Annotated in this window: 12 protein-coding genes; 2 read left to right on the top strand and 10 right to left on the bottom strand. The window is 32.1% G+C overall.

Going from position 1 to position 11,837, the window contains the following annotated elements; genetic code table 11:
• Positions 1-223 precede the first annotated feature (223 nt).
• The 6 genes from hydG to ACJDUG_RS07685 all read right to left on the bottom strand — a co-directional run bounded on the left by hydG (position 224) and on the right by ACJDUG_RS07685 (position 7,273).
• Positions 224-1,642, bottom strand: a complete 1,419-nt coding sequence (gene hydG, locus ACJDUG_RS07660; protein ID WP_406769305.1) for a [FeFe] hydrogenase H-cluster radical SAM maturase HydG — start codon at positions 1,640-1,642, stop codon at positions 224-226.
• Positions 1,643-1,658: 16 nt separating this feature from the next.
• Positions 1,659-1,922 (bottom strand): TM1266 family iron-only hydrogenase system putative regulator, encoded by a 264-nt coding sequence (locus tag ACJDUG_RS07665; RefSeq protein WP_406769306.1) that lies wholly within the window; start codon positions 1,920-1,922, stop codon positions 1,659-1,661.
• Between the two features lie 271 nt (positions 1,923-2,193).
• Complete coding sequence (locus ACJDUG_RS07670) at positions 2,194-2,847, bottom strand: DNA-3-methyladenine glycosylase family protein (protein WP_406769307.1); 654 nt, start codon at positions 2,845-2,847, stop codon at positions 2,194-2,196.
• The gene (locus ACJDUG_RS07675) at positions 2,837-3,607 is read right to left on the bottom strand and encodes an NADPH-dependent oxidoreductase (RefSeq protein ID WP_406769308.1); all 771 of its coding nucleotides are present in this window, start codon (positions 3,605-3,607) and stop codon (positions 2,837-2,839) included. Before ACJDUG_RS07675 ends, ACJDUG_RS07670 begins: the two co-directional genes overlap by 11 nt.
• Positions 3,608-3,792: 185 nt before the next feature.
• Positions 3,793-5,541 (bottom strand): ABC transporter ATP-binding protein, encoded by a 1,749-nt coding sequence (locus ACJDUG_RS07680; protein WP_406769309.1) that lies wholly within the window; start codon positions 5,539-5,541, stop codon positions 3,793-3,795.
• Positions 5,528-7,273 (bottom strand): ABC transporter ATP-binding protein, encoded by a 1,746-nt coding sequence (locus ACJDUG_RS07685; protein ID WP_406769310.1) that lies wholly within the window; start codon positions 7,271-7,273, stop codon positions 5,528-5,530. Before ACJDUG_RS07685 ends, ACJDUG_RS07680 begins: the two co-directional genes overlap by 14 nt.
• Positions 7,274-7,540: 267 nt before the next feature.
• Here ACJDUG_RS07685 and ACJDUG_RS07690 point away from each other — a divergent pair, with 267 nt between their 5' ends.
• Positions 7,541-7,984: a helix-turn-helix domain-containing protein gene (locus tag ACJDUG_RS07690; RefSeq protein WP_406769311.1), complete on the top strand. Its 444-nt coding sequence runs from the start codon at positions 7,541-7,543 to the stop codon at positions 7,982-7,984.
• Positions 7,985-8,085: 101 nt separating this feature from the next.
• Here ACJDUG_RS07690 and ACJDUG_RS07695 read toward each other — a convergent pair whose 3' ends face one another.
• The 3 genes from ACJDUG_RS07695 to ACJDUG_RS07705 form a co-directional block, all read right to left on the bottom strand.
• Complete coding sequence (locus ACJDUG_RS07695; protein WP_406769312.1) at positions 8,086-8,556, bottom strand: GreA/GreB family elongation factor; 471 nt, start codon at positions 8,554-8,556, stop codon at positions 8,086-8,088.
• 216 nt (positions 8,557-8,772) lie between these two features.
• Positions 8,773-9,186, bottom strand: coding sequence for a VOC family protein (locus ACJDUG_RS07700; RefSeq protein ID WP_406769313.1), 414 nt, complete (start codon positions 9,184-9,186; stop codon positions 8,773-8,775).
• A gap of 29 nt (positions 9,187-9,215) precedes the next feature.
• A complete protein-coding gene (locus ACJDUG_RS07705) occupies positions 9,216-9,632 on the bottom strand; it encodes an SRPBCC family protein (RefSeq protein WP_406769314.1) in 417 nt (138 codons plus the stop codon).
• Positions 9,633-9,979: 347 nt separating this feature from the next.
• Here ACJDUG_RS07705 and ACJDUG_RS07710 point away from each other — a divergent pair, with 347 nt between their 5' ends.
• Positions 9,980-10,528: a biotin transporter BioY gene (locus tag ACJDUG_RS07710; protein WP_406769315.1), complete on the top strand. Its 549-nt coding sequence runs from the start codon at positions 9,980-9,982 to the stop codon at positions 10,526-10,528.
• Positions 10,529-10,702: 174 nt separating this feature from the next.
• On the opposite strand, the gene ACJDUG_RS07715 is transcribed toward ACJDUG_RS07710, so the two are convergent.
• Entirely contained in the window at positions 10,703-11,815 is a 1,113-nt protein-coding gene (locus tag ACJDUG_RS07715) for a M20 metallopeptidase family protein (RefSeq protein ID WP_406769316.1), read from the bottom strand.
• Positions 11,816-11,837: the final 22 nt, after the last annotated feature.

Raw genomic sequence — 11,837 nt, forward strand, 5'->3', positions numbered from 1 at the left:
TATAATTGTTATATACCACTTTTCAAAAATAATGTCAATACCTCAAATATGATTTAAGCAACTGACACTTCTATGTTAGCGGATATTTATATGCTGAAATTTTTTATAATAATTAATAGAAAAGAAGCATCAACCGTATTGATACTTCTTTTCTTTTTAATTATTTATTTTAAATTTTCTTTCTTAGCTTTATTTTCAGCATTATTGAGGCTTTAATAATTATTTAAAATCTAAAATCACGTTTTCCATCTTGTAATTCAGTAAGATGCTCTTTTGCTATTGCTTTAACCTTCTCATTTGGTATCTTTTCAACTTCCTCAGCAATTAATGCTTCTCCTTTTTTCTTTGTATCTAAAGAAGCATAGTCCTCTAAATATTCTTTGAGTGTCATCAAAGCATTTGGATGACAGCAGTTAGCAATTTGGCCTGATTTTACTAGCTGCATAAATCTGTCACCAGTTCTTCCTTCTCGATAGCAAGCTGTGCAAAAACTAGGTATAAATTTCATTTCTAAAAGCCAATTTACTATTTCATCAAGTGTACGTGTATCATTTAATTCAAATTGAGCAGAATTATCTTCCTCGGCTTCATGTTCAACATACCCGCCAACACTTGTACTTGAGCCTCCACTGATTTGAGATATACCAAGTTCAAGTACACGTTCACGGGTTTTTTGAGACTCACGAGTGGACACTATCATACCTGTATAAGGTACAGCAATCCGCAGTACAGCAACTATTTTTGCAAAAATATCATCTGCTATAGCATTTGAAAAGTTATCAGGGTCTATATCATCTGCAGGTCTAATACGAGGAACACTTATTGTATGAGGTCCTACTCCCATAGCAGCTTCTAAATGCTCTGCATGCATTAATAATCCTACAAAATCATATTTATACATGTTAAGTCCAAATAAAACCCCTAGGCCTACATCGTCTATACCGCCTTCCATAGCACGATCCATCGCCTCAGTATGATAAGCGTAATTATGCTTTGGACCTGAAGGGTGAAGCTCTTCATAACTTTTCTTATTATAGGTTTCTTGAAAAAGTATATAAGTTCCTATGCCTGCTTCCTTTAACTTTCTATAATTTTCAACTGTAGTAGCAGCAATATTAACATTTACACGCCTTATTACACCATTTTTATGTTTTATGCTATAGATAGTTTTAATGCTTTCAAGAATATATTCAATAGGATTATTTTCAGGGTCTTCACCTGCTTCTAAAGCTAACCGCTTATGCCCCATATCCTGAAGTGCAATTACTTCTCTTTTGATTTCATCCTGTGATAATTTTTTTCTTGAAATATGTTTATTTTTATAGTGATATGGACAATAAACGCAGCCATTTATGCAATAATTAGAAAGATATAAAGGCGCAAACATAACAATACGATTTCCGTAAAATTTCTGTTTTATTTCCTTAGCTAGCTTATACATTTCTTCATTTTTATCTTCTAAGTCACATTCTAGTAAAACAGCTGCTTCCCTATGAGTTAAACCTTTTAAGGCCTTTGCCTTCTCAATAATGCTATCAATAAGCTCAGCATTGCTTTTATTACTTTTCGCATAGTTAAGAGTATCATTAATTTCGACCTCATCAATAAATTCAGTTGCAACTTTAGACATACTGTTATACATTAAAACCCCTCCTATTTTACTTATTTTCAGCTTCAGATATTTTAGAATAAACTGTTTTTGTACTTACATTTGGTAACATGCCTAATTTTCCAGAAAGAGCGCTTATAACGTCATTTGGAGCATCCATAATAATACTTATAACCTGTATATGCCGTTTTCGATATGGGATTCCCATTCTGCCTATTATATAATCGCTATATTCATGCAGTATATAATTTAATTTTTCAACTGATCCAGCATTTTCAACAATAATTCCAATAATAGCCACCCTTGTTTCCATTACTAAAATCTCCCTTTCAAAAAAATCCTTGTACCTGGAAGGCACAAGGATAAATAATAAACCGCAGAAATTCCAAAAACATGGGCTTCTGCAATTAATAACTAATATTCTCTCGCCTTCTCATTGGGGACTAGCCCTTATGCATTCAGCACGATACTTTTTACAATTTACATTTATGGTTAACTACAAGAAAATATAGCACAAGCTAAATATCTCATAGTGTACCTGAACATTGTTTATTTTATCACAATCTTTTGTAGAATTCAATGCCTTATTGAAATGATATTTTCCAAAGATATATAGACGCTACAGAACCATAAGGTGAATATATACTTTTATACTCATTAAATTGTTCTTTTGTAAGCTCAGAAAGACTATATAGCTTCATGATACCCCGCCTTATTGCAATATCTCCATAACTTACTATATCTGGTCTTTCCATTGAATTAATTAGAAGCATTTCAGCTGTCCATTTACCAATTCCAGGCATTGATGACAACCTCTTTATTACTTCTTTATCCGGGAGTTCGTAGAGCTCATTCAAAATAAAGTTACCCTGCATAATTTCATTTGAAATACTATTAATGTATCCTGCTTTTCGGGTTGTCATTCCACATTTTTGGACATCAGTTATTGAAATTTTTAATAGGTTTTCTGCGGTGATTTCACCAAACCTTTCCTGCATTCTTTGCCAAATAGTATGAGCAGCTTTTATAGATATTTGCTGACCTACTATGGCAAAAATAAGGGCCTGGAAAAGGTCAGGAATTATCTCACGTTCTACCTTGCCAAGCCTATCTATAGCCATACCTAGAGTTTTATCTGCTTTCTTTAAATAGGTAATTTCTCTTAAGCCATACTCAAAAAACTTAGTTTTGACTGTTTGCATATCATTTTCCTTTTCTAAAAGTTGATTACTTCTCATCCTTCAAGTTAAGATTAAAGCCCTGTTTACGAATAACATTTATCATTTTCTGACGCTTTGGAATAACATTTTTAAATTGGGTAGCCACTTGATCACTAAATGAATCAACTCGTCTGTTGGAATCTCTTAGATCATAGTAAGCATTCATTTCTTTGTCATAATCTTTTATTTCATCTAAATAATTATTAAAGGAACTATATTTATTTTCAAAAATCCTGAGGCTCATATCCATTCTTGGCTTTAACTGTGGATTTTGATTTGGATATCCTATTCCAAGACCAATAGCAGGAAATGTTAATTGAGGTAAGTTCAAAATTTCACAAACTTTTTCTGAATCATTTAAAATACTTCCAAGATATACTGTTCCTAAATTCATTGACTCAGCAGCATTTACAACATTTTGGGCTGTAATACATGCATCTGTAAACGCTGAGAAAAAACGATCTAAGTCTTTAGCACTTTCATTAAAGCTATTCTTTTCACCAGCTATTTTATAATTTCTGTATTGATCAACAATAAAGATTAAAAGCTCTGGTGCTTTAGCAACATACTCCTGGCCGCATATAGCAGCAATTTCCTTTTTTATAGCTGGGTCTGTAACTCGAATAATAGAACAAGTCTGCATTCCATTTGAGCTGGCAGTTCTTCTGGCAACTTCCATCAAATCGTTAAGTTTCTCAGCAGGAAGACTTTCCTCCTTAAATTCTCTTATAGTACGATGTTCTAGCTGCTTTTGAAGCATTATATTTAATTCATTCATTTTATATCTCCTCTGTATTGAAAACTTTGTATTATTATAACTATTATAGCACTTTAATTACAAACATATAAATGCTTCACTATATATTTATTACTTTACCGATTAATTATGAGTAAAAATAATCCCTTGCAGTTTTTAAGTAAAGGATTATTTTATAATTTTATATTTGTGTTTCCTTATTAAAATTAGCTCCAAGTAAGTTTCTCCAAGGCAATGTGACTGCGATACCAATCATCATTTTCTAAAAGCACCTCAGGAGAACCTGCATTTTTAACTCTGCCATTTTCCAATATGACTATAGTATCGCTGGTAATCATAGAGGATAAGCGATGAGATATAGATAATATTGTATGGGCATCACTTGCCTTTTGTAGTACAGTTACTATTTTCTCCTCAGTAACAGAATCAAGATTTGCAGTAATCTCATCTAATAGAAGTATAGGTGGATTTGTAACAATAGCTCTTGCAATGGCTAAAAGCTGCTTTTGTCCTTGAGAAAAGAGAGTATCGCTATTTACCATAGTATCAAAACCATTTTCTAATGAATTTATATAGTCTGTTAATCCAACAAATTCTATGGCCTTTTCTATTTCATCTCTTGTAATGCTTTCATCCTGCAGGCTTACTTGGTCTGCAACTGTTCCCTTTATTATATGAAAGCTCTGATTAACATAGCCGAATATTTTACGCTTTTCTGAATTTGGTATATCGTAGACATCCATACCATTAATTGTAATGCTGCCCTTTGTAGGTTTCAAGATACCCATAATAAGTTTAAATAATGTAGTTTTTCCTACGCCAGTTCTTCCAACAAAGGTAACCTTCTCATTTGGTTTTAAGCTAAGATTAATATTTTGAAGAACATCAGGACCACTTTCATATCGAAAGGCAATATTATTAAAACAAAGCCTTAAATCTTCACCTGCTGGAATTACATCTTCTCCCCTTAGTTTTCCATTTTTGAAGTCATCTTCCATTTCACCATAGAAATCATTTACCCTTTTAATTCCCGAAGCTGCCTCTTGTATATCTTGAAGCTCCATTCCAAGGTTTTCAATTGGGTCAAACAAGTTAGATATTAATTCTATAGAAGCTGCAACCATGCCTAGGGAAATACCCAAGTAATTCAGCTGCTTGGAGGATAATATTACGATAAAAGCAATAACCACTGCACGAATAAGCTGAATTATAGGTGAGTATATAGAATCATAGAAATTTACCTTTTCAACTGTTTTGTAATTATCCAGTAAATAATTCTTGTAATTATTCTCCATATACTTTTCCTTACTATAGGCCTTAATCATCTGGAGATTTTTTAAGCTTTCAGAAATATGATTATTTACCTTGCCAGTGAGTATTCGATTTTCTATCTGTGCCTTAAGCATTCTTTTTTGAAAAAGTCGTGTAATACTATAAATTGTAGGCAGAAGCAGCAATGTTACAATTCCAAGTTTGCTGCTAAAGGTCCAAATTGAAATTACAATGCCTATAATCTTAAAACAGTCAACCATCATTCCAATAATACCGCTTGAAAACAGTGAATTAATTGCATCAACATCGTTTGTGAATCTGGAAACAACTGCTCCCGAACCGTTTGCCGAAAAGAATGTTGCATTTATTCTACTTAGCTTTTCCATCATTTCTATTCTTATTTCTTTAGTAATCTTCTGTCCCAGTATTGTAATGATAGCCTCTTTTACAAAGTCAAATATTCCAATGAATAGTTGAACTCCAATATATGTAATTGCTAAGCTAAGCAATTTGTCAGGATTTCTTGGCACAAGGTTATAATCCACAATATATTTTAAAATCTGAGGAGGAATTAAACTTGTAACAACAAAGCCAGCAATAGCAAAGACAAGCAATAAACTTGTTCCAATATTGCTTTTAATTACTTTAATGATGGATTTTTTTGTTAAACTATTCCTCATCATGGTCTCCCCCCTCCGTGAACTGTAAATTAAATATTTCGGCATAAACCTCAGAGTTTTTTATTAGTTCACTATGTGGTCCAAATTCTGAGCTCTTATCCTTGTTAAGCAATAAAATATTATTTATCTTACTGAAAATAGCTAAACGATGGGAAATTATAATAATTAAGCTATTTTTATAATTGTTTTTTAAGTTCTCAATTATTTTCTCTTCTGTCTTCATATCTACAGCAGAAAAAGGATCATCTAAAATTATAATTTTATTTTTATTAAGAAGAGCTCTTGCAAGGGATATTCTTGCCTGCTGACCACCGCTTAACTTAACTCCACTGTTTCCAACTAAGGTATTTTCTCCATTTGGCATAGCCCTAAGGTCTTTCTCGAAGCAAACATCCTTTAAAACAGGGATAATATCTTGTTTACTCCCCAAGGTTATATTGTTGTATATTGTATCTGTAAGCAGCTCAGGTTTATGACCTAAATATGAAATCATCTGGCTTCGTTCAAATTCTGAATAATCCTTTAGCTCCTTGCCATCTATTTCAATACTTCCCATATATGGATACAGACCTAGTAAGGATAATCCAAGGGTGGATTTACCAGTGGCAATAGCTCCTGTAATACCTATTATTTCCCCCTGCTTTCCATGAAAACTAATATTTTCAATTATATTTTCCCTATTCTCTTCAAAAGTGAAGCTTAAGTTTTGCGCAGAAAGTGCTGCCGCAGTCTTATTAATATTTACTGAAGTATCTTTAGTTTTGTATTCTGTCAGATAGGGCCTAATTCGATTCCATGAAATCTGTGACTTTTGAACTGAGTTAAATAATTTTGCTGCTTTACTTGCCTTAACTGCCATAGCTGTAAACATAGTTGCATAAGTTGAAAAAACACCAACGGTCCAGCCATTATTTATAACCTTTAAGCCGCCAAGATAAATTACCATAATTATTCCAAGCATTGCTATGACATTGTATATAGGCTGCATAGAATTTTCTAATATATTGGCTTTAATAGCTTTATTCTGCAAATCTTCCAATTCATTACTGTACTTAGCTGAATTTTTAGCTTCCATTCCATTTACACGATATACCATGGAATTTTCTATAATGTCATAAGTGATATCTGCAACCTCACTGCTTTTTTTGCGAAATTCAATTGAATACTTATAGATAATACTTTTTAATTTTTCAGCAATAAATATTGCAACTGGAATAAACAAAATTGAAACCATAGTAATCTTTACATCATAAACAAGCATAGATATTAAATATGAAGCCATGAGAACACCAGTATCAAATATTTCAGTAGTAAACTTTCTCATTCCCTCAGTGCATAGATCAACATCAGATATCGCCCTTGTCATTAAGTTGCCAGTATTTTCATTGTTAAGCTCATAGGTGCTTTTATTTATTATGTTATTATATATCATAAGTCTCATGGTGGAACTTGTACTGTTTGCAAACCGCCTTATATAAAATCGCTTAAAGTAACGCAGGAACTGTGTAACTCCTATAAGTAAAACAAATACAACAGCAAGTGCTAATACAGAAGATAGTTTTTTCCCCTGCGCAATGGAGTCTATAAGCTTTCCTTGATATATAGGCCCTAAAATAACTGCTATATTGCAGGATATTCCAAATATTATAATGCAGGCCACAACAAATTTTTCTTTTTTCCAATAATTAATAATTTTATTTGGCTGCTTCATTGGTTCTATTTTTAATTTTGACATTACTAATATCATCCCCATATATTACTACTTTTAACTTAACAATAAATATTATTTAGTATTTAATGAAGTTCCATTTACAAAATTAACGCTCTAAGAACAATAATACTCCAATTTGATGTTTAACTCAATCATTTATACATTATTTTCATTTATAATTACACTAACATACTATTAAATATCTATTTCATTGACCATAGAAATCTTTTAAGCTATAATTTAAATAAATAGTCTAAACTGCCAGTGCTCACCGCAGAAGGAGGAAATACTGTGGATAGTGATATTTTGAATCTAGAACAAGCCTGTGACTTTTTAGGTGTAGGAGAAAGAACTTTAATAAAACTACTCAGAGAAGAGCATATTCCTGGCAGAAAAATAGGAAGGGAATGGAGATTTAGCAGATCCTCGCTTATGGATTGGGTTGCATCTGGAGACTCCTATGAATATGCAAATAAAGAAGAAATTTATGAGGCTGTTAAAGATATAACCGGTAATTACCGTACAATGTTAAATAGCATTTTTCAGCAAGTTGCAGATATTAAAGAAAATCCAAAAATATGCACCATATTGAAGGATGTTCCAGTTGAAATAGAAATTCCAGATAATGCTACTCTGAGGGTTAGTTATAAACAAAAAAGAGAAATAGAAAAATTACAATTTAAGTTATTCTGGCCCCTTAGAGAAGAGCATAAAATGATTTCAAGAGAAAAATAAGCTTGATATTTTTCAACGTCCACTAAAAGCTACGAATACGTTAGTTTTGAACCATAAAATAACCGGTTAATTAAGCAATTAACCGGTATACTTTCTTTTTTCTACTTATTTATTATTTCTATTACTTCTACATTATATTTTTCTTCAGGAGCATCAACTTCAACAATATCATGAGCCTTTTTGCCTAACAATGCCTTTCCTAGATCCGATTCAATACTAATTAGCATTTTATCAGGATCCCTATCCATAGTTGTTACTAAAGTTACAATAGTTTCAAAATCATCTTCAATAAATTTAATTTTAGCTCTACCATTAATTCCTAAGAATGATTTGTCTATATCTTCATCAGCTATTACTGTTGCTGTTGAGATCATAGTTAATAGATATTGAATTCTATTATCATTTTCTCTATAGTTTGCACAAGCTTCTTTATACTCTGCATTTTCAGACCTGTCGCCATGAGCAGCTGCAATTAATTTCTCCTTTGCTATTTCAGCTCTTTTTACTGTCATTCTATAATCTAATTCTTCTCTTAATTTTTTAATATTTTCTTCAGTTAATCTATTATTCATGATAATAATCCTCCATTATTAAAGCCTACATATAATATATTAAGTTATAAAACTATTTATTTCTCACCTATATTCTGTTAATAAACGTATATTAATATTATATATGAAAAATTAGTAATTCCAATAGTTTTTAGATTTTTTCTCCAAATAGTAAAAAGGTCTGCAAATGCAAACCTTTTTATTTGAAGTATCATAATTTTATGTTACCTGTATTGTCTATGTTTCACAAATAAGCTGCCATCCTATTCCATATCTGTCCGTTACATATCCATAGCACTTGCTCCAAAAAGTTTCTTGAAGTTCCATTCCCACATTACCCTCAGCTTTGAGCTGATTATATACTGATTTAATTTCATCCATATCATTACTGCTAAAAATTAGACTGATATTATCACCAATAGTAAAAGGCATTCCTGGAGGAACATCTGAAAACATAATAGTACTATCTTTTATCTTAATCTCAGCATGCATTACTAGATTTTTTGTTTCCTCAGTAATAAGGAACCCATCACTTGATGGCATATCACCAAATAACATAATTTCAGGCTTTTCGGTTTGAAAAACCTTAGCATAAAATTCAACTGCTTCACGACAGTTACCATTAAAATTTATATATGCTTTAATTGACATTTCCTTCACTCCTTTATTGGTTTTAATTATTATTGTTCTACATACTTTTTAAAATTATCTAAAATTGCCTGCCAACCATTTTGCTGCATTTCAATTGGATTACTGCTTTCAGCTTCGAATGTCTCAGATATCTCTGTATAGTTATCTTTCGCTGTAAAATATATTCTAACTTTTCTTCCATCGCCTAAAGTATAAGCTATAGCCTTATGTTGTTCTACCTCATCATAAATTCCGCCAAAATCAAAGCCGATACTTCCATCCTTAGCTTCCATTCGTGAATGAAATTTACCTCCTACTCTTAAATCATTTTCTGCATATGGCGTATGCCATTCCTCAGAGGCGCTGTTCCATTTTTTTATTTGTTCTGGTTCCGTCCAATACTGCCAAACCTTTTCAATAGGTGAATTTACGTTAGTTCTTATAGTTATCATTTGTATGTCTTTCATAATGTTCACTCCTTCATTTAACTTATTCTTAAAGTTTATTTATAATAGCTCTAATGTCTTTGCTCTAAAAATCTATCTTATTGTTTCCTTTATTGGTTTCAATATACTAGAGTAAATAAACTATGTCAATATCTTTTATTTTAAGATAATTATTATTTATAAATAAGCTTTTTATTAAACTCGCAAATTTCAGTATAACTGATTATTTCTAATGCACTGTGAGATAGCCTACAGCTCTAAAGAAATAATATTCGTAAACTATACCTTAAACATTAGTTGACAATACTTTTTATTTCATATATACTTCTTATGTGCACAACATTATTAATTAAAACGGAGAAAAAATTATGGAAAAGAAATCTAAAACATTTGAAATTGTATATATTGGACTCATGGCTGCAATCATATGTATTCTTGGACCTTTATCAATCCCTATAGGAGTTATCCCAATTTCCTTTACAAATCTAGCAGTTTATATAGTTATTTATTCACTAGGCATGAAAAAAGGATCTATCAGCTACATAATATATATGTTATTGGGTTTTGTTGGACTTCCAGTGTTTTCAAACTTTAGCGGTGGTCCCTCTAAACTCTTCGGACCAACCGGTGGATATATTATAGGATTTTTCTTTATGACACTAATTGCGGGATTCTTCATTGATAAATACTTTGAAAAGTGGTATCTATGTATTTCTGGCATGGTAGTAGGAACCGCAGTGTGCTATATCTTTGGTTCCTTCTGGCTGGCTTATCAGGCCCATCTAACAGCTAGTAATGCCTTAGCAATTGGAGTAATTCCATTTATACCAGGAGATATTGCTAAAATTTTAATTGCTTCTATTGTAGGTCCTCAAATTCGCCAAAGATTAATTAAATCAAATTTATATAAGTCGTAATTTATTTAAGGCATGTACAGTTTTCAATTCTTCATGAGTATTAGAAAGTCATATGGCATCTATATAACTTTCTAATTACAAATAAGTAATAAATCATATGGATGCCATTTATTTTTATACATTATTTATTTAAAAAATCCAGAGCAAATTGTACATGCAGTGCTGTACCATATTTCATGTAGTCTTCATCAATGTTGAATTTCTCATGGTGTGGGAAGTAAATTGTTCCTTTTCCTCATTTCTATATCCCATAAATGCATAAACTCCCTTTGCATGCTGAAAATAGTATGGCATATCTTCTGATCCCATATATTTAGGCAAAGATTTATTTTTCCCTTCTCCAAAGACTTTTATAGCTGACTTATCTGCAAGTCCTGCTAATTCATCGTCATTGTAAAGACTAAGGGCGCTTTCTTCTATAACTACATCAACCTTAATCTCGTAGGCGTCTGCAATTGCCTTAGCATGTCTTTTTATTGCTTCATGAGCTATTTCTCTAACCTTTGGGTCAAAATATCTCATAGAAGTGTCAATTTCAGTATATTTTGCAACTACATTAGCCTTTGTACCTCCAATGAACTTTCCCACAGAAATCACAATTGGATCCTGAGCATTAATATTTTTAGTAACTATCCCTTGAACATCTGTAACAAAAATACATGCAGGATGGATTGTGTCCTTTGCTAGATGTGGAACAGATCCATGACCTGATACTCCTTCAAACTTAACATAAATAGTATCACAACCTGCCATTCTATATCCTGGCTCAATATTTACATATCCTGTTTCTAAATCCGGCATTCCGTGCATACCAAGGCAGGCATCGACACCCTCCATACCACCTGCTTCAATTATTTTTTTCGCACCTGAGAAGGTTTCCTCACCTTGCTGGAAGAAGAATCTAACTTCACCTTTAATCTCACCTTTCATTTCAGACAGAATTTTTGCTGCACCTAGCAGCATGGCCGCATGAGCATCGTGACCGCAAGCATGCATGACTCCTGGATTTTCAGAGGCGAATTTCATACCAGATTCCTCTTTTATTGGAAGTGCATCTATATCTGCTCTAAGAGCTACGGTTTTACCACTTTTTCCTCCCTTTAATGTAGCTATTAAAGAAGTGTCCCCTGCCTTCTTATAAGGTATTCCAAGCTTATCTAATTCTTTCATAATCTTTTCTTGGGTTTTAAATTCCTGACCACTAAGTTCGGGGTTTTCATGTAAGTTTCTTCTAAAACTTATTATAAAATCTTCAATTGATTTAGCCTTTTCTAATATATTTAACATTTGAAAAACGCCCTTCTATTAT

The sequence above is a fragment of the Candidatus Clostridium stratigraminis genome (assembly GCF_045310675.1).
Classification (GTDB): Bacteria; Bacillota; Clostridia; order Clostridiales; family Clostridiaceae; genus Clostridium_AT; species Clostridium_AT stratigraminis.